This is a genomic window from Arachnia sp., assembly GCF_057238465.1.
Map to the genome: position 1 here is coordinate 48,575 of NZ_DBHHFZ010000003.1, position 19,329 is coordinate 67,903.

Consider the following 19,329-nt stretch of genomic DNA (forward strand, 5'->3'; position numbering starts at 1 on the left):
GACACTCGGATCGCCCGATCCAGCGCACCGCGACCGGCGTGACGTCCTAAGCTGGGGCCATGCTCACCCGACTCCAGGTCGACGGGTTCAAGAACCTGCTGGGACTCGACGTCCACTTCGGCCCCTACACCTGCATAGCGGGCCCCAATGCGGTGGGAAAGTCGAACGTCTTCGACGCCATCGAGTTCCTGTCCCTGCTGGCCGACCACACCTTCCTCGAGGCCACCCAGCGCCTCAGGTTGCGCGGCGGGCAGGTCGTGGACCCGCGGTCCCTGTTCTGGAACAACGCCGAATCCAGCGATCCCGTCATCTCCTTCGGTGTCGAGATGATCGTGCCCCCGGAGGTGACCGACGACTTCGGTCGCGAGGTGTCGGCGACCACCACCTTCCTCCGCTACGACCTGAAGCTGCGCTACCTCCCACCCGACCCGGGTTCCCCCCAGATCGGGAGGATCCAGCTCGAACACGAGAGCCTGACCCACATCAATCTGGGCGATGCCCACAAACACCTTCCCTGGCCGCACAGCAAGAAAAAATTCCGGGACACCGTGGTCAGAGGGAGAAGGTCGGGCGCGGCATATATCTCCACCACACGGGGTGAGGACGGGGAGGCCGTGGTCAACGTCCACCAGGACGGGGGCAGCCGAGGAAAACCGCGCCCCTCGGCGGCCGCCCGGGCGCCGCGCACCATCGTGTCCACCACGACCGCCGCCGACGACCAGACGATCCTGTCGGCCCGCCGGGAGATGCAGCAGTGGCGGCTGTTGGCGCTCGAACCTTCCGCCATGCGCGCCCCGGACAGCACCCTGGTGGATCCTCACCCCACGACATCGGGGGCACACCTGGCGGCGACGCTGTACCGCATGGCCAGGGAACAGGGCGACGACGTCTACGCCGAGGTCGCATCCGAGGCGGCGGTACTCACCGACATCCGCGGCATCACGGTCGACTACGACGAACGCCGCGACACGCTCACCCTGATGGCCTCCATGGGTACCGGTCCGTGGCTTCCCGCCCGTTCCCTGTCCGACGGGACGCTTCGTTTCCTCACGTTGTGCATCATGCGCGTCGACGACTCCTTCGGAGGGTTGCTGTGCATGGAGGAACCCGAGAACGGCATCCATCCGGCGCGCATCGAGGCCATGGTCGATCTGGTCCGTTCCCTCGCCGTGGACCCGCAGGATCCGCCGGGGCCGGGAAATCCGATGCGCCAGGTCATGGTCAACACCCACTCCCCCCATTTCGTCCGCTACCACGATGACAACCTGCTGGCCGCGGTGCCCACCCGGGTTCGCAGGGACGGGAGGATCGCGACCACGGTGCAGCTGCGCCCACTGCCGGAAACATGGCAGGCGGCACAAGGAGCACGCACCACCATCAAGGCCTCCCTGTCGGACTACCTGACCGAACCAGAAAATGCACTGCTGTCACTCGAGGAAGTCTCGTGACCGCCCGGAGCGTCTCCTTCGCATTCCTGTGTGAAGGCTCATCCGACACGGGACTCATCGCACACCTGGAAACCCTGCTGGTGTATTTCGGCGCCCAGGAAGCCACCGGCATGCCAGACACCCGGAAGGGCACGATTCCCGCCCGGCTACGGCAGCTGCTCACGGAGGGAACAGAAGCTGGGATCGACATGGTGTTCATCCACCGGGACTCCGACAGTCCTGACCGTGAGGGACGGGAACGCGAGATCCGCCGCGGCATTGAGGAAAGCGGTTTCCCGCATCCGTTCATCCCTGTCATTCCGGTCCAGGAAACCGAGGCCTGGCTTCTCCTGGACGAACAGGCGATCCGGGACGTCGTGGCCTGTCCAAAAGGGAAACAACCCCTGAAGTTACCGAAACCGAATGCCATCGAAGGCACCAGAAATCCCAAGGAAATCCTGCAGAAAGCGCTCCTCGCGGCAAGCAGGGCAAGCGGACGGCGGTTGAAGAAGGAGAAGAACAGTTTCAGCCGTCACCGCAAGGTGTTGCTGCAACGCCTCGATCCCTTCGGCGCCGTGCGGGACCTGCCATCCTGGCAGTGTCTGGAGCGCGACATCAAACGGGCGCTGGCGCAGCTCGAGAATCAGAACTGAAGGGAACAACCCGTGCTCAGTAACTTTCCCACCTGGTCCGTCCGGAAACCGGAAAACACCCGGCCCGATGCCGTCTGCAAGGTGGGTGGGGCACCGATCGGGTGGCCGCGGGACTGGCCGGTGTGTGCGTGCAACCTACCCATGAGTTTCCTCGGCCAGTTCACCGGCGACCCCCTGGCGCCCCGGCTCGCCTCTGGGCAGACGCTGTTCTTGTTCACATGCGAACACGACTCGGGCTGCGACTTCTGGGATCCCGTCAACGGCGCCAACGCCTGCGTTCTCATCCCCCACGACGAGCTGGGCGCGAACCCAACCCCCATCCCGGAGGAGACCCCCGTGCTGCTGGAGCTGTGGGTGAGCAGCTGGACGAGCAGGGACGACGCCCTCCCCGCGAAACCGGGGGATTCGCCGCAACCAACCCCCGAAGAAGACCTGTTCACCAAGGCCGGGGGTACGCCTTACTGGACGGACAACGGCCCCGGTTACCGGATCGATCCATCCGATCAGATGGTGCTCCAGATCGACACCTGGGTGACGGTCTCCGATGGCCAGGAAGCCCTTGAGGCCCAAGCTGCGAGGTTTCCTGACCGCGCCTACACCATAAAAAACAGAGCTTCCATCGCGAATCTCTGTAGTGACGGTATCGCTTTCGTCATGACTCACGAGGGGGAACCGGAGATCTATTTAATGGTCAATCGCTGATCCCGCCCCCCTGTAGGGCCGGTGTATCCCGGTTCCACCCGGTTGTGCAGCACTCAACCCGGATTTTCCGCCCTCAGCGGCGGTTTTCGGGATTGAGTGCTGCACAACCGTGATCCTGCGTGGTTATCTCGGGTCGCACACGATCCGGGGCCCCTTCCCTGGAGGTCGTCAATGGCGTCGTCGGTGAGGCGCACGCGCTTCGCGTTCTTCGTCACGGCAGGGTGTGCAGGCCGTACCTGATCTCGGATTCGAGCTCATCCTGGTTGATTCCGAAAGCCTCCATCGCGTCGTCGAGCTCCGTCCGATTGCCCGAATCGGTGACCATCCGGGTCATGACGAGGACGACATCGCGGAGAGTTTCCCGGTCGCGACGGAGAAGGTCCATCTCTTCCCGGGAAACGATCTCGGCAACAGGTTTTCCGTGACGGGACAGGGTCACCACCCGCCCGGATTCCGCAGAACTGACGAGCCCGGAGATTCCGACGCGGTTCGCATCGGTTATGGAGAACACGCTCACGACGACAATTCGACTTGGAAATCTAACTGGAACAACGAAGCCGAGGGGATCGTGGTGGCCACTCGGCCGCCCAGGAAAGCCCCGCGGGCAGACGCCTCCGTCGCAGCCGGATCGGTCACGAGCACGGGAACACGCCCCCGCTCAGAAGGGCGCCACCCGGTCGCGCAGACTGACAGCCACAGTGACACATCACATCGACAATTGTCACTGTAGATGTACATGTGTCACTGTGGCCCTCACCGAACGCGAGCTGCGCAACCGGGATTCCCGCCACTCAGGTCTGCGTCACCGGTCTGAGGAACTGGAACAGCGGCGTCTCGTCGCCGTCCGGGCGCAGGATCCGCACCTCCACCCCGTAGACCTCACGGATCAGGTCCTCGGTCAGCACGTCCGCCGGACGCCCCAGACACACCGCCCGGCCCTTGTGCAGGACCAGCACCTCATCGCAGAACGTGGTGGCCAGGTTCAGGTCGTGCAGGGCGACGACCACACCCAGCCCCGTCTCCCTCAAGGTTTTGAGGATGTCCAGCTGGTGGGAGATGTCGAGGTGGTTGGTGGGTTCGTCCAGCAGCATGACCTGCCCCTCCTGGGCGAACGCCCGGGCCAGGTGGGCGCGCTGCTGTTCGCCTCCGGAGAGGGTGTGCCAGTCGCGGTTCAGGAGGTGTTCGATGCCGGTGCGGCGGGCAGCGGCCTCCACCACCCTGCGGTCACGGGGACTGGGACCGGCCCAGCGACGGCGGTGCGGGATCCGTCCCAGGTCGATGACGTCGCGCACGGTGACGTCCTGGTCGGTGGTCGCCTTCTGCTGCACCACCGACAGCACCCGTGCGATGTCCCGCGGCGCCCAGTCGCTGTAGGGGCGGTCGTCGAGTTTGACGACACCCGTGCGCGGCTGGATGGTGCGGGCCAGCATCCCCAGCAGCGTCGATTTTCCCGACCCGTTGGGTCCCAGCAACCCCAGAATGCGACCGGGCATCGCGGGCACGTCGATGCCGTCGACGATGATGGCCGGACCGGCGGCCCACGACAGGTTCTCTGCTTCTATCTTCATCGTTTCCTGGTCCTGGCGAGAATGGTTGCGAAGATGGGCACTCCGACCAGGGCGGTGATCACCCCGACCGGCACCTCCAACGGAGCGAACAACGTCCGGGCGATGGTGTCCGCCCAGAGCAGGAAGATCGCACCCAGCAGCGCCGAGACCGGCAGCAGCCCCCGGTGCCGGGAACCGACGAGCATCCGGGAGATGTGCGGCAGCACGAGACCGACGAAACCGATCGAACCCGACGAGGAAACCACGACCGCAGTCATGAGGGCCGCGCATCCCAGCAGCACCACCCGGGTGCGCTGCACGGAAACCCCCAGCGAAACGGCCTCCTTCTCGCCGAACATGAACGCGTCCATGGAACTGGCCATGCCGATGGTGAGCACGAGGAAACACCCCAGCACCGCGGCTGTGAGCGCTACCTCCTCCCAGGAGACGTTGGCGAAGGAACCCATCAGCCAGTACAGGATGCCCCGGGTGACGTTGGCGTCCGCGCCGATCATGATGATGAACGACGTCAACGCGGAGAACCCCTGGGTCACCGCGATACCCGCCAACACGATCTTGTCGGTGGTGCCACCGGCCAGCCGGGACAGCAGCAGGGTCAGTGCGAAGGCCCCCAGCGACCCCACGAACGCGCCCGCCGAGAAACTGATGACCCCACCCCCGAGACCCGCGATCAGCACCAGGACCGCGCCGGTGGAGGCGCCCGAGGAGACACCCAGCAGGTAGGGTTCGGCCAGCGGGTTGCGCAGCAGCGACTGCATGATGACGCCGCACAGGCTCAACCCCGCACCCGCGACCGCGGCCAGCAGCACACGGGGCAGCCGCAGCTGCCACACCGTCGCGGTGCGCAACGGACTCAGCTCGGGGTCGGGTCCCAGCCCCAGTTTGTTCGCAACCACCCCCCAGACCTCGCCGATGCTCAGGTCGGAGGGTCCGAAGGTGATCGCGTAGAGGATGGACACAACCAGCAGAACCAGTCCGATCAGCAGAACCGGTGTCACCGGAAGCCTCCGGCGCCGACCTCGGGTCGTCGCGGATGCCGTCACTTGAGACCGAACTGCTCGATCCCGGCGACCAGCTTCTCGGCCAGGTCGACGGTGCGGATCGACGGGTTCATGTCGCCGCCCGCGACCTTGATGAAACGCTCGTTCTTGACGGCGTCCATCTGGGAGGTGACCGGGTTCGACTTCAGGTATTCGATCTTCGCGTCCGCGGTCTCCGCGGTCTGGGACTTGCGGGTGAGATCACCCATCACGATGATGTCGGGGTTCTTGGCGGCGATGTCCTCCCAGCTGACCTGCGGCCACTCGTCGCGCTGGTCGGAGTAGATGTTGGTGATGCCGAGCTGGTCGCTGATGAACTGGGACGCACCGGAACCGCCCGCCAGGTAGGGGGCCTCGGAGTTCGCGAACCAGAACATCACCTTGACGGGCTTGCCGGGTTTCTGCGCGACCGCCTTCTCCAAACGCTGTTTGAGCTGGGCGACGAGCTCCTGGCCCTTCTCGGGCACGCCGTGGATGCGGGAGAGCTCATCGATTTCCTGATACACCTTCTCAATGGTGAAGTTCTCCGCAGGGGCGTCGTTGCCGCTCTTCTTGCCGCACTGGTTCGGCGCCAGGTAGGCGGGCACCCCGAGGGATTCGTACTTCTCGTAGCTGCCCGCGACCTTGTCGGTCAGCGTGCTCGGGAAGGATGCCGTGACGAGGTCCGGTTCCTTGGCGATGACCGCCTCCGAGGTGGGGCCGCCGTCGGAGATCCGCTCCACCTTCGCGTTCTCGCTCTCCAGCGACGACAGCACCGGATCGGTCCAGGTGGCGGTGCCCACCATCTTGTCAGCGATCCCGAGGGAGAGCTGGATCTCGGTGGAGGACTGGTTCAGCGACACCGTCCGTGCGGGCGCCTTCTTGAACGTCAACTGGTGTCCGCAGTTGTCGATGGTGAGGGGGAAACCGGCGGCGGAGGCACCGGAGGACTGGCTGGCGGAGGCGTCGGCAGGCTGGTCCTTGGCCGCGCCCGCGCAGCTGCTCAGCAGCAGAGCCGACAGCAGCGCGAGCGAACAAACGGACTTCTTCACGTGCATCTGGGTGATTCCCTTGGGTTGTGAGATGTTTTGGGGGGTGACGGCAGCCACTGAAATGGCGCACGGAATCTTGTCTCGGGGGCCGTTGCGCGAGGCCCTGAACGGCAGGGCACGGTGGTTCGCGTGCCCATCGCCGATCGGTCTTCGGACTCGGGTTCTGCCACCGGACCGCCTTCCCGGGCAGGTCGCCCAGTAGCCTGATGATCCGGTGTCACCCTCACCGCTGCGCGTCAGTTCCGGATTCGCACCGGATTCCCTGCCCGTGGGCACTCGGCGACGCCGACAAGGCTAGCCCTCCCTCCGGGCACTGTCCATACCTCGGGACACGGTGACGAAGGCGCCGCCGCAAGGCCCCCACGTGCTCAATCACCTCGGCGATCGGTCCCGCTCGGGACGCCCCACCACCGCACCTCTCCCCTCTCCATCAAACCCTTCCGGGCGCGAGGAAGCCCCGCCCGGCGGGACCGCCGAAGTCGGTGTTAGGCTGCCCGAGGAAGCGGACAAGGGAATCCGGTGCGAATCCGGAGCTGACGCGCAGCGGTAACGGCGTTGTCGCCAAGTACGCCACTGGACAGGATCGTCCGGGAAGGTTTTGGCGGCGGGAAAGCCGAAGCCCGAAGACCTGCCGTTTCCGGTTGGTATCCCCCGGCCTCGCGAAAAGGCCCTGGCCAAGGACAGGATCGTCGTGCCCACATCCCGTGTTTCCCGAAAACCCCGCCTCACCCTCGCCGCGCTGAGCGCAGCAGCCCTGCTGGTCGCCGCCTGCTCATCCGGTTCCCCGTCACCCCAGGCCTCCACCTCGGGTTCCGGCCCCGTCACCCTGACCAACTGCGGCACCGAGGTGACCTACCCCAAACAGGCCTCGCGCATCGTCGCCACCAGCAACTCGGCGAACGTCGGAACCCTGATCCGCATCGGCGCGGTCCAGAACCTGGCGGCGGTGTCGCTGCAGAAGGGAAACGACGAGGTGCTCTCCGCCCTCTACAGCCCCGGCATCGAGAACGTGCCCCGCCTGCAGAGCCCCATCTCCATGGAGTCCATCGTCTCCACGGAACCGGACCTGCTGATCGGCTCTTACAGCGGGCTGTTCTCCGGTTCCTCGGGCGTCACCCCCGAGGCGGCGGCTGAGCAGAACATCCCCACCTACGTCATCAGCGACTCGTGCAGGCAGGATCCCGCCGCCGGTTCCTCCTCGAAACTCGGCACCATGGACCCGTGGGACGCGGTGCGCACCGACATCCAGAACTACGGCGCCCTGACCGGCAGGACCGCCGAGGCCACGGAGGCCCTCACGGAGTTCAACACGCAGCTCGCGGAGCTGCAGCAGGCCCCGGCGCCGACGAAGAAACCCCGCATCCTGCTGTTCGACAGCGGCACCGACGAGCTGTACACCTCCGGTCGCAACGGGCCGCCGCAGGGCATCATCGACGCGGCGGGCGGCGTCAACGTGTTCGACAACCAGGACACCACCTGGTTCAAGGCCAGCTGGGAGTCCGTGGCGGAAACCCAACCGGACGTGATCGTCGTCCTCGACTACCGCAAGGGCGACGCGGACGAGATCAAGAACAAACTGGAGACCATCCGCACCCAGCCGGCGCTCGCGAACCTCAACGTGGTCAAGCAGAACCGCATCATCGTCCTGCCCCTCGTGCTGTTCACCAGCGGATACCCGAACCTGGAGGCGTCGGTGCAGATCCGCAAGGGTCTCGAACAGCTGGGCATGGCCCCCGAGAGCCCGGTCAAGGGCAAACTCCCGGAAAGCCTCGGCTACGGCGTTCTCAAGAGCTGAACGGCCCGGGACCCCTCCGGTGAACGTGAAAACCCGTTCCAGGACCGGCAGGGATCAGGTGACCTCCTGGCGAGCGCCGGTGGCTCCCCTGATCGTCTGCCTGCTGATCGCCCTGGCGGCCAGCCTCGTGCTGGCCACCGGTTTCGGCCCCAGCTCCGTGTCCCCCGGCACCGTCGTCGACGTGCTGATGGCGCACCTGACCGGCAGCCCCGACGCACCCCAGACGGCCAACACCATCGTCTGGAACATCCGCGCACCCCGCGTGCTGCTGGGCAGTTTCGTCGGCGCCGGGCTGGCGCTGGCCGGCTCCGTCATCCAGACCCTCGTGCGCAACCCCCTCGCCGATCCCTACCTGCTCGGCATCTCCTCGGGCGCGAGCGTCGGCGCCACCGCCGTGATCACCATCGGTTTGTTCAGTTCACTGGGCACCCTGGCACTCACCGCCGGCGCCCTGGCGGGGGCGCTCGGGGCGGCCGTCGTCGTGTTCGGCATCGCCATGGCCCAGGGCGGCCTCACGCCGCTGAGGCTGGTGCTCACCGGCACGGTGCTGGGTTCGGCCTTCTCGGCCATCGCGAGTTTCCTGGTCATCCGCAGTCAGGAACCTCAGGCCGCCCAGTCCGTGCTGTTCTGGCTGCTCGGCAGCCTGACACGCGCGAAATGGGATCAGCTGCTGTTCCCGCTGGTCGTCGTGGTGCTGGCGTTCATCGTCATGATGGCCGGCAGCGGCTGGCTGGATGCCCTCGCGAACGGTCCCGACGTGGCCGCCAGCCTCGGGGTGCCAGTGAAGCAGGCCCGCAACGCGGTCTTCGTGCTGCAGGCCCTCCTGGTCGGCGCCCTGGTGGCGGTCGTCGGCGGGGTCGGTTTCGTCGGGCTGATCGTCCCCCACCTGGCCCGGCTCATGGTGGGGGCGCGCCACCGCTGCGTGCTGCCGGTGGCTGCCCTCATGGGGGCTCTGTTCATGGTGTGGGTGGATGTCGCGGCCCGCGTCATGGCCCCACCCATGGAGGTTCCGCTGAGCGTCGTGACGGGCCTGATCGGCGCCCCGGTCTTCCTGCTGCTGCTCGGCAGGCGCCACTACCACTTCGGAGGTGCCGGCTGATGAACACGATGCTCACCACGCAGGATCTGGGCTGCGCACTGGGGAAGTATCCGATCCTGAGCGGGGTCGGTCTGGAGGTTCCCGAGGGGGAGATGATGGCTCTCGTCGGCCCCAACGGGACCGGCAAGTCGACGTTGCTGCGGACCCTCGCGGGGCTGTTGCCGATCCCGTCGGGCAGGGTGCTGGTAGCTGGTCGTGACCTTGTGAAACTGAGCCCGCTGGAACGCGCCAGGACCTTGGCGATGGTCGGTCAGCAGGAGGAAACCCCCGCTGACCTGCGGGTCGCGGAGGTCGTCGCACTGGGGCTGCTGCCCCACCGGCCGCCGTGGTCGGGTGGCGGCCGCAAGGAACGCAACGCCGTCGCCGAGGCCCTGGAACAGGTGTCGATGACCGCCTACGCGAACCGGGGTTTCCACCAGCTCTCGGGAGGCGAGCAGCGCCGGGTGCTGCTGGCGCGTGGCCTGGCGCAGCGCACGGAGCTGCTGCTGCTGGACGAACCCACCAACCACCTCGACATCCGGCACCAGCATGCGCTGCTGCGGATGGTGCGGGGACTGGGACGCACCGTGATCGCCGCCATCCACGACCTCGACCTGGCCGCCACCTATTTCGACCACATCGTGGTTCTGAACGACGGCAGGGTCGCGGCGGACGGGAAACCCTCGGAGGTGCTCACCCCGCAGCTGGTCGGAGACGTGTTCGGAATGGCCGCCTCAATGGTGACCGACCCGGCCACCGGGGAACCCCGGCTGCTGCTCAGCTACCCGTGAACGAGAAGTTTCACCCGGTTGCGCAGCACTCAATCCCAAAAATCGCCCCAGAAGGGGCGAAAATCGAGTTGAGTGCTGCGCAACCGGGATAGGGACGCGACGCATCCCGGTCTTTCCGCACAGCAAGAGCAAGGCGTCAAGGTAGACTTGCAGAAACCGATCACCTGCAACAATGCTGGATGTTTGACGATGGCGGATCAGGGCGGCCCGCGAAATGCAGTCTCGTTTCCTCTTTCGCCTACCGTCTGAGCACCGTTTGGGGAATTGAATGACAACCGGGATCGCGTGCCGCGGCATAACGAAGTCGTATGGCGAGAACGTCGTGCTCAAGGATCTTGATTTCTGGGTCGAAGCCGGCGAGTTGGTGACGCTCGTGTCGCCATCCGGCGGTGGGAAGACCACCTTGTTGAACATCCTGGGAGGTTTGACCACGGCGGATCAGGGTGTCGTCGAGGTTGCGGGGCAGGACCTCAGCAAGTTGGACGAGGACGGCCGGGCCGGCCTCAGGCGTCACGCGATCGGCATCGTCCACCAGTCGAGCTACCTGTTTCCCTGGCTCTCGGTGAACGAGAACCTGGAGATCGGTCCCGGCTCCCGCGCCCCCGCTCCGTGGCTCGCGGAGGTCAGGAGAAACCTGGGGATCGACGAATTCCACGACACCGAGATCAACAAGCTCTCCGGCGGACAGCGACGCCGGGTGTGCATCCTGAGGGCCCTGCAGATGGAGGCGGAGGTCCTGTTGCTGGACGAACCGACCACGGGACTCGACGACCACCTGGCTTCCTGCGTTCGGCGGGCGTTGCGGGATCTGGCCGACCGGGGCTGCGCGGTCGTCGTCGCAACCCATGAGGAGGCCACCTCAGCGGTGGCGGATCGCACGGTTGCTCTCCGCGGAAGGAGGACCATCCTATGAACACCTTCGCCCTGGTGAGACGCAGCCTGGCCAGGACCGTGCGGCGACACAGGTTGATCGCGGTGCTGGTGCTGCTCCTGGTGTTGGCGACGGTTGTCCTGTCCTGGCTGGCCCGAGGGGCCACGCACGGCACATCCCGGGGATTGACGGAAAGCCTCGGCGCCAAGGAGATCGAGGTCCTCCAGGGCTATGGCGGGCCGGACAGTCCACCGTTGAACGCGGACGCGGTCAAGCGGCTGGGGCAACTGGACGGTGTGGAGCACGTGTTCCCGTCGGGCATCTCGGGAATCGACCCGCCCGCGGACATCGCAGATTCCGAGGACGGCGCGGGGCCGTGGTGGTTGACACCCCGCAACCCGTTCGACGACCGGATGAAGGACGCCCACGGTAATCCCGCCGCCTCCCCGGAGCCCGGTCAGATGCTGGTCCCCGGAAAACACGAGAACCTGGTGGGAAAGACGGTCGAGGTCAACGTCACCCGGGCGGTCAGTTCCAACAGCGGGATGGGCGAGGCGAAACAATTCGAGGTGATCGGCACCTACGACCCGGAAACCATCCAGGGGGAGCCCCCGGATGCGGTGTTCATCAACTCCTCCCAGTTCAACGAGATCCAGGCGGCGGCACTGCCACCGGACACGCCTCCCTACAGCTCCATCTACCTCTACGTCGGGGATGTGAATGACGTCGCGAAGGTGCAGAGTTCGGTGGAGGACCTGGGCTACGGCACCCGAAGCGCCATCGGCTCCGGGATCCAGCTCGACAGGGCCCGGCAGGGACTCGCGGTGGCCTCCGTGCTGGTGCTCTTCGTCACCGTCCTCGGGGCACTGTTCGCGGGCACATCCGTGGCGGGGGCATGGATGACCTCACGCATCGAGGAGATCGGGTTGTTCAGGTCCCTGGGGTGGACGCGACGGGCGATCGTGAGGTTCTACCTGCTGGAGGCCCTGATCTTCGCGCTGTGCGTGTCGGTCATCGGGGTGCTGCTGGGCGTCGGGGTGGTCATGACGCTGGCGGCGCTGCCGTCCCTGCTGACGTCGGTGGCCGGTTTCAGCATGGATCCCGGGGCGCTGCTTGCCCAGGCGTGGGTGGTCTCGGTGCCGCTGATCGCCGTGCCGCTGGGTTTCATCGCCGGATCGGCTCGCAGGGCCGCCACGCTGCTGCGCGTCGACACGGACACGCTCCTGCGTCAGATCTGACCCAAGACCCCGGAAACCCTCACCATGGTTTCGACACGGGCCGCTCCTTCGTCGCAGCCCGGCTCAACCAACTTCCACTTCTCCAAGCCGGTTGAGCCAGCACGTGAGCGCCAGTAAACGGCTGAGTCGAAACCACCCCGGCAACCCGGGAACGGTCAACATGGTTTCGACACAGACACGCTCCTTCGTCGCAGCCCGGCCCAACCAACTTACGGGGCCGGGAAGCGATCTCTATCGCCGTCTTCCGGTTCCGAACAGGCCCCGGACGACCTCCCGGGTGACGGTGCGGATCACCTGCATGATGCCGCGGCTGGCGATCCGTTCCACCGCCGAGGTGCGACCGCGACCCGATCCCGACGACCGCCCCTCCGAGCGTTCTGCCTGACGCTGCTCCTTCTCCTCCTGGGCGCGACGTTCGGCCTCGGCCTTCTCCGCCTCGGCGCGCTGCCGTTCCTCCTCGGCCGCCTTCGCGCCGGCCTCCAGTTTCGCGGTGAGGATCTCGTAGGCCGACTCGCGGTCGATGGCCTGCCCGTACTTCGCCATCATCGGCGAGGCCGCCACCACCTGCTGCATCGCGGCGGCGTCGGTGGGTTGCATCGACGTCTCGGGGGCCCACAGCCGGGTCCAGGCGACGGGGGTGGGTGCGCCCTTGGGGTTCATGACGGTGACGATCGCCTCGCCGATCCCGAGGCTCTGCAGCACCTCCTCCAGGTCGTAGCCCGACTTCGGGTAGGTCGACACCGTCGCCTTCAACGCCTTGGCGTCGTTGGGGGTGTGGGCGCGCAGCTGGTGCTGCACACGGCTGCCGAGCTGCGCCAGGACGTCCTCGGGCACGTCCTTGGGGGTCTGGGTGACGAAGAACACCCCCACCCCCTTGGAGCGGATCAGCCTCACGGTCTGGGTGATGGAGTCGAGGAAGGCCTTGGATGCGCCCTTGAACAACAGGTGCGCCTCGTCGAAGAAGAACACCAGTTTCGGTTTGTCGGCGTCGCCGATCTCGGGGAGGGAACTGAACAGGTCGGCCAGCAGCCACATCAGGAAGGTGGAGAACATCTCGGGTCGCGAGGCCAGGTCGGGCAGCTCCAGCAGCGAGACGACCCCGCGGCCGTCGGCGGCGACGCGCAGCAGCTCCGAGGGTTCGAACTCGGGTTCCCCGAAGAACACGTCACCGCCCTGCTCGGAGAGGCCGACGAGGTTGCGCAGGATCACCCCTGCCGTGGCGGCCGAGACCCCACCGATCTCCTTCAGCTCGTCCTTGCCGTCGTCGGAGGTGAGGAATTTCAGCAGCGCGACGAGGTCCTTGAGGTCGAGCAGCGGCAGGCCGTTGTTGTCGGCGTAGTAGAACACCAACCCGAGGGAGCTCTCCTGCACCTCGTTGAGTCCCAGCACCTTCGACAGCAGGATCGGGCCGAACGACGAGATCGTCGCCCGCACCGGAATGCCGGTGCCCTGCCCGCCGAGCGCCAGGAACTCGCAGGGAGCGGCCTTCGCCTCCCAGGGCTGCCCCTGCGCCTCGACCCGCGCGGCCAGTTTCTCGCTCGCCACCCCGGGGGAGGCCATGCCGGACAGATCACCCTTGATGTCGGCGGCGAAGACGGGCACACCCGCCTTGCTGAGGGCCTCGGCCATCAGCTGGAGGGTTTTGGTCTTGCCGGTGCCCGTGGCTCCGGCGACGAGCCCGTGCCGGTTGAACATCGACAGCGGAATGCGGATGGGGGCCTCGACGACGGGGGCGCCGTCCATCAGCACACCCAGTTGTACCGCGTCGCCTTCGAACCCGTATCCGGCCTGAATCATTGCCACCAGTTCTTCACTCACACCCCTAGCCTGCCATCTATCTGCGCTTCTCATGGGAGGCGCGTTGTCCGGGTTGTACGCCGATGGGCCGATTGTCACGGAGGGTGGCTAAACTGACCGAGTGATCTTCAAGCGTGTCGGCGATTCCCGCCCCTACCCGGACCACGGCTATGTCCAGAAGCAGTGGGCCGCCATCGCTCCGCACCAGGTGCGGCTGGATGAGCTGGTCACGACGAAGCGCACCCTTGATCTCGAGGCCCTGCTGGAGGAGGACTCCACCTTCTACGGCGACCTTTTCGCACATGTCGTCTCCTGGCGCGGCGATCTGTACCTGGAGGACGGCCTGCACCGCGCCCTGCGTGCCGCGCTGCAGCAACGCCAGACGATGCACGCCCGCGTGTTGGAACTCTCGTGAAAGCCTGAGACGTGCGCGCCTTTCGACTCCTCGCCACCCCGGCCCTGCTGATCGGTTTGCTCATCTTCCTGATCTGGGGGGCGAACCTGGGGTGGAACGCCTTGACCGCGCCGCTTCCCAGTCCACCGCCGACCCCGTGCGTCAACCAGCAGGTGAGCACGATCACCCCGAAACAGGTCACGGTCCTGGTCTACAACGGCGGTTTCACCAGCGGCTTGGGGTCGAAGGTCGGGCAGGCGCTGAAGACGGCGGGATTCGAGGTGGCGAAGACCACCAACACCAAGGAACGCATCACGAAGACCATCATCCGCAGCGGTGAGAACAACACCGACGCGGCGAAACTGGTCGCCAGCTACCTGATTGACCCAACCCTGGAGACCGATTCCCGGGTCGACGGCACCGTCGACGTTCTGGTCGGTTCCGATTTCGCGGGCCTGACGGAATCCGGCCTGACCGAGGTCCCGGTCGAGTCCGGCACCATCTGCCTGGCCCCGAGCCCGTCCCCCTCCGCGCTTCCCAGCTGAAAACCTGCCCCCGCATCACTTTGTTCCAGGGCGCGAACGGTGCTGCACAACCGGGTTTCCCGCACCAGAGCAGCAACCCCGGAACACGCTCGCCGGTTGTCGGGTCAAAGCCGGAACGGGCCGCTCAGTCGTCGGCCCATCCCGCGTCGTGCACCTTGATCGCGACCTGGACGCGGTTGGTCAGGCCGAGCTTGTCGAAGATCTGAGTCACGACGCCCTTGACAGTGGCGAGGCTGAGGTAGTGCCGGGCCGAGATCTCGGCATTTGTCATTCCCCGCCCGATCGCGATCGCGACCTCTTTCTCCCGGGCGTTCAGGACGGCCAGGTCGGCCCGCGCGTCCTCCCGACGGGGATCGCCCCGGTGCCGGGTCGCTGCCGCGATGACCTGGGACACCACGCTGGGTGAGAGGGTGTGCTCCCCCGCCGCGACCTGTTTGATGGCCTCCAGCATCCGGTCGGGCGGGGTGTCCTTGAGCAGGAAGCCCGCGGCCCCGGCTGCCAAGGCCCGCAGCACCGCGTCGTCGGAGTCGAAGGTGGTCAAGATCACCACCCGCGGCGCGTCCTTGTGGGCCATGAGCTCCTCGGTCGCCGTCAGCCCGTCCTTGCCCGGCATGCGGATGTCCATGAGCAGCACGTCGGGCCGGTGTTCGGCCACCAGGGCCGCCGCCTCGGAACCGTCGCTGCCCTCGCCGACGAAATCGACTCCCTCGTGTCCCCCAAGCATCAGCTTGAGACCGGCCCGGACCAGGGGATCATCGTCGATCAGCACCACCCTCACCATGGCATCCACGCCTCCAATTGAAAAACTTCGTCCCGGATTCCGTGCTCGATCCAGCCGCCGACGAGACCCGTCCGCTCGGCCAGCCCGAGTAGACCATAGCCGCCTCCGGGGACGGCGGCGCCGCGTCCGTTCACCGGGTTGCGCAGCTCGATCCGCAGGCCGGAGTCAGGGTCGCCGCTGAGCCGCACCTCGACCTTGGTTCCCGGCGCGTGCTTGCGGGCATTGGTGAGCCCCTCCTGCACGATCCGGTAGGCGTGGCGGCTCACCGCGGGCGAGAGCCCCTCCAGGGCCACGCCGCTGAACTCGATCCGCAGCCCGGCAGCCCGGTTGTCGGCAATGAGGCCCGGCAGGTCGGCGAGGGTGGGCTGCGGCCGGTCCCCGTCCTGCCCCCGCAGCGACCCGAGGACGCCCCGCAACTCGGTCAGCGCCAGGTTGGCGTTCTCCCGGATGGTCTCGGCGATCTCGTGGGTCTGCTGGGGGCTGAGGTCGTCCCGGTAGGCCAGCGCCCCGGAGTACATGCTGACCAGCGAGATCCGGTGGGCCAGCACGTCGTGCATCTCCCGGGCGATGCGCTGGCGTTCGGCGGCCTGCCCCTGGGCGACCCGCAGCTGCTGCTCCCGTTCGGCCTGCTCCACCTGGGCCCGCATCGAAGCGATCAACTCCCGACGGGCCCCGGTGTACATGCCGATCGCCACCAGCACCGCCGTGTAGAGCAGCAACACCCCGCCGCCGACGATCAGAGTCCACGGCTCCTGCAGCGGTGCGTCGCCCACCCGCAGGTCCGTGACCGCGGGCAGCCCCAGACCCCGCCGAACCGGGTCGGACAAGATTTGGAACCCGATGAAGACGGCCCCGGCCGGGAGGATCTCCTTCCACCGCCGCCGGGTACACAGGCTGGCGACCCCCCAGGACGAGAAGCCGCCCAGCGTGACCGTGACCGAGCTCAGCACGCTCAGCGACACCACCACCAGCATCGGGGCCCGCCTCCGGAACCGGATCAGCACCACGGCGGCGATCACACCGAGGAGCTCGAGGACCAGGAAGTTGTGGAAGGCCGGGGGCAGCTCCCGGGACAGGTCCTGACCCACCAGGGGCGCGGCGAACGACGGCAGCAGCCAGCTGAGAGCCAGCAGGTAGCGCCAGGTCAGCGCCCACGTGCCGAGTCGGTATTCGGAGGTCACGGCTTCACCCTAGGCAATACCCCGTGGCTGTTCCGCCAATCGAAAGTCGAAACCTCGCCGACTTCAGTCGCCACAACACCAGACCTTCACCCGTGGCACCAGCCCAGCTGGCCCGGGTTGGCTGAAGCCATGATCACCTTCCGAAACCTCACCAAACGCTATGGCGACGTTCTCGCCGTCGACGACATCAGTTTCACTGTCGAGGCGGGAAGCATCACCGGTTTCCTCGGCCCCAACGGCGCCGGCAAATCCACCGCCATGCGGTGCCTCACCGGGCTCGCCTTCCCCACCGCGGGCGAGGCCCTGATCGACGGGCGCCGCTACCGCGACATCCCCAACCCGAGCACCCAGGTCGGTGTCCTGCTGGACGCCTCCGCCCAGCACCCCGGACGCACCGGACGCGAAACGATCCGGACCACGGCCACCGCCATGGGGGTACCCCGGTCCCGGGTGGACGAGGTCATCGAACTCGCCGGGCTCACCGCCGCGGAGGCCCGCAAACGGGTCGGCGCCTACTCGCTGGGAATGAGGCAGCGTCTCGGCATCGCCCAGGCCTTCCTCGGTTCGCCCCGGGTGCTGATCCTGGACGAACCGGCCAACGGCCTCGACCCCCAGGGCATCCACTGGATGCGCACCGTGCTGCGCCGTTTCGCCGATGCCGGTGGTGCCGTCCTGCTCAGCTCCCACCTGCTCCACGAGGTGCAGCAGATCGCCGACCGCATCGTCATGATCGGCCACGGCAGGATCCTCGCGGAGGGCAGCATCGCCGACCTGACCGCCGACGGCGCCAACCTCGAAACCACCTTCCTCAACCTCACCACCAACACCGCTCGCGGAGGAGTCTTCGTATGACCACCATCACCTTCCCCACCCAGGTTCGCTTCGGCAACCTCGTCAAGGCGGAGTCCCGCAAATATGTGAACACCCGGGCGGCACTCGTGCTCTCGATCCTCACGGCCGCGGCCCTGGCCCTGGCCACCATCGGGGCCATCGCCACCTACCCCGAGCTGATCAAGGCCGCCACCGGAACCGACCTGCTGTTCCTTCCGCTGACCGTGACCTCGATACTCACCGCCGTCATCGTCATCCTGCCGGTCACCTCCGAATGGACCCAGCGTGGGGCCCTGACCACCTTCGTGGTCGAACCCCGCCGGGAACGCGTCGTCGCGGCGAAGGCCCTCGTCTCGCTCGGGGTGACCCTCGCGGTGTGGATGGCCTGCCAGCTGTCGTGGGTGGTGTTCAACGCCGCCGGTGCCGCGGTGCACGGCCTTGAGGCCTCCTGGGAGTTCCACTGGGCGCGCTGGTTCGAGTTCATCGGGGTCTTCCTGCTCGACGTGACCGTGGCCTTCACCCTGGCGTTGCTGCTGCGCAACACCGCCCTGACGGTCGCGGTCTTCCTGGCCGGCCCCATCATGCTGGAGACGCTTGGTCTGTTCGGCGAGATCCCGGCGAAGGTCGCCTCCTGGCTCAAGACCCCCGGGGTGAGCCTGCAAAAAATCTTCTCGGCACAAGCGGGCGGACAGACCCCGGAGGCAACACTGTGGGGTCAGTTCACCGTGGGCGCCGTCGTCTGGATCGTCGTCCCGTTCGCCATCGGGCTGTGGCTGAACCACCGCGCCGAAGCGAAATAGTCCCCCATCCCCGCAGCAGGTGGTCCCGGGCCGGTACCCGGGACCACCTGTTTTCGCGTTCGTGCGCTCGGCCGGGGCGGGTATGGATCCGTTTCGCCGCACCATTCCTCAATGAGGCCGGTTTCCTCGTAGATGCCGACCCTGGCTCATCCTGACTGTTGGCCAGCCCCGCCGTCGCGTAAGCGGCTGAGGACTTCGAGATCGTGCTTATCCTCGGGACGTGGATCGTAGCCATTTCTCAATTCACGCAGCCGCTCGGCGGTGCCGACGATGACCGGCGCTCCATCGATCGCTCCCCTCGTGCGGGCGACGGCCGGATGTGTGAATACCGCGTCCTCAAAGCCTTGTTGGACACCATCCCCGTTGGGCCGGATGACCATGGGATGCACGTCGACCCTTCCGTGTTCGGAGGCGAGTTCGATCCGGATCGGCAGCCAGTCCGTCACCGGCTCGTAACCACGCGACGCCAGCCACTCGATCAAATCGGGCACAACATCGGCGTCCACGAAGACATCAAGGTCCCCGTGCTCACGGGTTTGCCGTCCCACCAGCGCATCGACACCCCAACCGCCGTTGACTTGATAGACGGTCTCTCTTTCCGTCAGCCAACCGATGATGGTCAAGACCTCGCTCGCAGGCGTGGTGGATGCATGAACCATATGAGACACCTCCCTCCCTCCGGGCTGGGATGACCCGGCCGAATTTTCCAGTCAGGTCGTCTACTGTCAACCCGCTCAACCATTGACGGCTTGGCGGATCCTCCTGGACATCTTGATACGAGACAAGGCGCCGCACGTACAGCACAC

Annotated in this window: 20 protein-coding genes and 2 riboswitches; of the genes, 12 read left to right on the plus strand and 8 right to left on the minus strand. The window is 66.6% G+C overall.

Annotated features, from left to right (window positions below; all coding sequences use genetic code 11):
- Nucleotides 1-59: 59 nt before the first annotated feature.
- From ACO6D6_RS04130 to ACO6D6_RS04140, 3 genes are all read left to right on the plus strand, one after another.
- Nucleotides 60-1,448: an AAA family ATPase gene (locus ACO6D6_RS04130; RefSeq protein ID WP_484783484.1), complete on the plus strand. Its 1,389-nt coding sequence runs from the start codon at nucleotides 60-62 to the stop codon at nucleotides 1,446-1,448.
- Nucleotides 1,445-2,080, plus strand: coding sequence for a DUF4276 family protein (locus tag ACO6D6_RS04135; RefSeq protein WP_484783486.1), 636 nt, complete (start codon nucleotides 1,445-1,447; stop codon nucleotides 2,078-2,080). The genes ACO6D6_RS04130 and ACO6D6_RS04135 overlap by 4 nt, the downstream gene beginning before the upstream one ends.
- 141 nt (nucleotides 2,081-2,221) lie before the next feature.
- Entirely contained in the window at nucleotides 2,222-2,782 is a 561-nt protein-coding gene (locus ACO6D6_RS04140; RefSeq protein WP_484783488.1) for a hypothetical protein, read from the plus strand.
- Nucleotides 2,783-2,993: 211 nt separating this feature from the next.
- Here the strand turns inward: ACO6D6_RS04140 and ACO6D6_RS04145 are convergent, their stop codons facing one another.
- The 4 genes from ACO6D6_RS04145 to ACO6D6_RS04160 all read right to left on the minus strand — a co-directional run bounded on the left by ACO6D6_RS04145 (nucleotide 2,994) and on the right by ACO6D6_RS04160 (nucleotide 6,427).
- Nucleotides 2,994-3,299, minus strand: a complete 306-nt coding sequence (locus tag ACO6D6_RS04145) for a type II toxin-antitoxin system Phd/YefM family antitoxin (RefSeq protein WP_484783490.1) — start codon at nucleotides 3,297-3,299, stop codon at nucleotides 2,994-2,996.
- Between the two features lie 274 nt (nucleotides 3,300-3,573).
- Nucleotides 3,574-4,350, minus strand: a complete 777-nt coding sequence (locus tag ACO6D6_RS04150; protein ID WP_484783491.1) for an ABC transporter ATP-binding protein — start codon at nucleotides 4,348-4,350, stop codon at nucleotides 3,574-3,576.
- The gene (locus ACO6D6_RS04155) at nucleotides 4,347-5,348 is read right to left on the minus strand and encodes a FecCD family ABC transporter permease (protein ID WP_484783493.1); all 1,002 of its coding nucleotides are present in this window, start codon (nucleotides 5,346-5,348) and stop codon (nucleotides 4,347-4,349) included. Before ACO6D6_RS04155 ends, ACO6D6_RS04150 begins: the two co-directional genes overlap by 4 nt.
- 41 nt (nucleotides 5,349-5,389) lie before the next feature.
- Complete coding sequence (locus ACO6D6_RS04160; protein ID WP_484783495.1) at nucleotides 5,390-6,427, minus strand: ABC transporter substrate-binding protein; 1,038 nt, start codon at nucleotides 6,425-6,427, stop codon at nucleotides 5,390-5,392.
- 118 nt (nucleotides 6,428-6,545) lie between these two features.
- Nucleotides 6,546-6,717: riboswitch (cobalamin riboswitch) on the minus strand.
- 167 nt (nucleotides 6,718-6,884) lie between these two features.
- A riboswitch (cobalamin riboswitch) is annotated at nucleotides 6,885-7,071 on the plus strand.
- Nucleotides 7,072-7,112: 41 nt separating this feature from the next.
- Here ACO6D6_RS04160 and ACO6D6_RS04165 point away from each other — a divergent pair.
- From ACO6D6_RS04165 to ACO6D6_RS04185, 5 genes are all read left to right on the plus strand, one after another.
- Entirely contained in the window at nucleotides 7,113-8,216 is a 1,104-nt protein-coding gene (locus ACO6D6_RS04165; protein WP_484783497.1) for an ABC transporter substrate-binding protein, read from the plus strand.
- 79 nt (nucleotides 8,217-8,295) lie between these two features.
- Nucleotides 8,296-9,315 carry a FecCD family ABC transporter permease gene (locus tag ACO6D6_RS04170; protein ID WP_484783894.1) on the plus strand — a complete coding sequence of 340 codons (1,020 nt, stop codon included), beginning with the start codon at nucleotides 8,296-8,298 and terminating at the stop codon, nucleotides 9,313-9,315.
- Nucleotides 9,315-10,085 (plus strand): ABC transporter ATP-binding protein, encoded by a 771-nt coding sequence (locus ACO6D6_RS04175; RefSeq protein WP_484783499.1) that lies wholly within the window; start codon nucleotides 9,315-9,317, stop codon nucleotides 10,083-10,085. The genes ACO6D6_RS04170 and ACO6D6_RS04175 overlap by 1 nt, the downstream gene beginning before the upstream one ends.
- 268 nt (nucleotides 10,086-10,353) lie before the next feature.
- Entirely contained in the window at nucleotides 10,354-10,998 is a 645-nt protein-coding gene (locus ACO6D6_RS04180) for an ABC transporter ATP-binding protein (protein ID WP_484783501.1), read from the plus strand.
- Nucleotides 10,995-12,194 (plus strand): ABC transporter permease, encoded by a 1,200-nt coding sequence (locus tag ACO6D6_RS04185; RefSeq protein WP_484783503.1) that lies wholly within the window; start codon nucleotides 10,995-10,997, stop codon nucleotides 12,192-12,194. The genes ACO6D6_RS04180 and ACO6D6_RS04185 overlap by 4 nt, the downstream gene beginning before the upstream one ends.
- A 231-nt stretch (nucleotides 12,195-12,425) precedes the next feature.
- Here the strand turns inward: ACO6D6_RS04185 and ACO6D6_RS04190 are convergent, their stop codons facing one another.
- On the minus strand, nucleotides 12,426-13,991 hold the full coding sequence (locus ACO6D6_RS04190; protein ID WP_484783896.1) for a helicase HerA-like domain-containing protein: 1,566 nt from the start codon (nucleotides 13,989-13,991) through the stop codon (nucleotides 12,426-12,428).
- A 121-nt stretch (nucleotides 13,992-14,112) separates the two neighbouring features.
- Between ACO6D6_RS04190 and ACO6D6_RS04195 the strand changes: the two genes are divergently transcribed.
- Together ACO6D6_RS04195 and ACO6D6_RS04200 are read left to right on the plus strand one after the other, a co-directional pair.
- Entirely contained in the window at nucleotides 14,113-14,406 is a 294-nt protein-coding gene (locus ACO6D6_RS04195; protein WP_014847804.1) for a type II toxin-antitoxin system VapB family antitoxin, read from the plus strand.
- A gap of 11 nt (nucleotides 14,407-14,417) precedes the next feature.
- Nucleotides 14,418-14,930 carry a LytR C-terminal domain-containing protein gene (locus tag ACO6D6_RS04200; RefSeq protein WP_126379742.1) on the plus strand — a complete coding sequence of 171 codons (513 nt, stop codon included), beginning with the start codon at nucleotides 14,418-14,420 and terminating at the stop codon, nucleotides 14,928-14,930.
- A gap of 124 nt (nucleotides 14,931-15,054) precedes the next feature.
- Here ACO6D6_RS04200 and ACO6D6_RS04205 read toward each other — a convergent pair whose 3' ends face one another.
- Complete coding sequence (locus ACO6D6_RS04205) at nucleotides 15,055-15,711, minus strand: response regulator (RefSeq protein ID WP_484783898.1); 657 nt, start codon at nucleotides 15,709-15,711, stop codon at nucleotides 15,055-15,057.
- Nucleotides 15,705-16,892 carry a sensor histidine kinase gene (locus ACO6D6_RS04210; RefSeq protein ID WP_484783505.1) on the minus strand — a complete coding sequence of 396 codons (1,188 nt, stop codon included), beginning with the start codon at nucleotides 16,890-16,892 and terminating at the stop codon, nucleotides 15,705-15,707. The genes ACO6D6_RS04205 and ACO6D6_RS04210 overlap by 7 nt, the downstream gene beginning before the upstream one ends.
- Nucleotides 16,893-17,021: 129 nt before the next feature.
- On the opposite strand from ACO6D6_RS04210, the gene ACO6D6_RS04215 reads away from it, so the two are divergent.
- Nucleotides 17,022-17,744, plus strand: coding sequence for an ABC transporter ATP-binding protein (locus tag ACO6D6_RS04215; protein ID WP_484783507.1), 723 nt, complete (start codon nucleotides 17,022-17,024; stop codon nucleotides 17,742-17,744).
- A complete protein-coding gene (locus ACO6D6_RS04220) occupies nucleotides 17,741-18,523 on the plus strand; it encodes a hypothetical protein (RefSeq protein ID WP_484783509.1) in 783 nt (260 codons plus the stop codon). The genes ACO6D6_RS04215 and ACO6D6_RS04220 overlap by 4 nt, the downstream gene beginning before the upstream one ends.
- Nucleotides 18,524-18,669: 146 nt before the next feature.
- Here the strand turns inward: ACO6D6_RS04220 and ACO6D6_RS04225 are convergent, their stop codons facing one another.
- The gene (locus tag ACO6D6_RS04225) at nucleotides 18,670-19,182 is read right to left on the minus strand and encodes a nucleotidyltransferase domain-containing protein (protein ID WP_484783510.1); all 513 of its coding nucleotides are present in this window, start codon (nucleotides 19,180-19,182) and stop codon (nucleotides 18,670-18,672) included.
- Nucleotides 19,183-19,329 lie beyond the last annotated feature (147 nt).

Bases quoted from the DNA above. Each gene is read 5' to 3' on its own strand.
- ACO6D6_RS04130 (WP_484783484.1), top strand. From the start codon at position 60: ATGCTCACCCGACTCCAGGTCGACGGGTTCAAGAACCTGCTGGGACTC.
- ACO6D6_RS04140 (WP_484783488.1), top strand. From the start codon at position 2,222: ATGAGTTTCCTCGGCCAGTTCACCGGCGACCCCCTGGCGCCCCGGCTC.
- ACO6D6_RS04150 (WP_484783491.1), bottom strand. From the start codon at position 4,350: ATGAAGATAGAAGCAGAGAACCTGTCGTGGGCCGCCGGTCCGGCCATC.
- ACO6D6_RS04160 (WP_484783495.1), bottom strand. From the start codon at position 6,427: ATGCACGTGAAGAAGTCCGTTTGTTCGCTCGCGCTGCTGTCGGCTCTG.
- ACO6D6_RS04175 (WP_484783499.1), top strand. From the start codon at position 9,315: ATGAACACGATGCTCACCACGCAGGATCTGGGCTGCGCACTGGGGAAG.
- ACO6D6_RS04180 (WP_484783501.1), top strand. From the start codon at position 10,354: ATGACAACCGGGATCGCGTGCCGCGGCATAACGAAGTCGTATGGCGAG.
- ACO6D6_RS04185 (WP_484783503.1), top strand. From the start codon at position 10,995: ATGAACACCTTCGCCCTGGTGAGACGCAGCCTGGCCAGGACCGTGCGG.
- ACO6D6_RS04190 (WP_484783896.1), bottom strand. From the start codon at position 13,991: ATGATTCAGGCCGGATACGGGTTCGAAGGCGACGCGGTACAACTGGGT.
- ACO6D6_RS04205 (WP_484783898.1), bottom strand. From the start codon at position 15,711: ATGGTGAGGGTGGTGCTGATCGACGATGATCCCCTGGTCCGGGCCGGT.
- ACO6D6_RS04215 (WP_484783507.1), top strand. From the start codon at position 17,022: ATGATCACCTTCCGAAACCTCACCAAACGCTATGGCGACGTTCTCGCC.
- ACO6D6_RS04220 (WP_484783509.1), top strand. From the start codon at position 17,741: ATGACCACCATCACCTTCCCCACCCAGGTTCGCTTCGGCAACCTCGTC.
- ACO6D6_RS04225 (WP_484783510.1), bottom strand. From the start codon at position 19,182: ATGGTTCATGCATCCACCACGCCTGCGAGCGAGGTCTTGACCATCATC.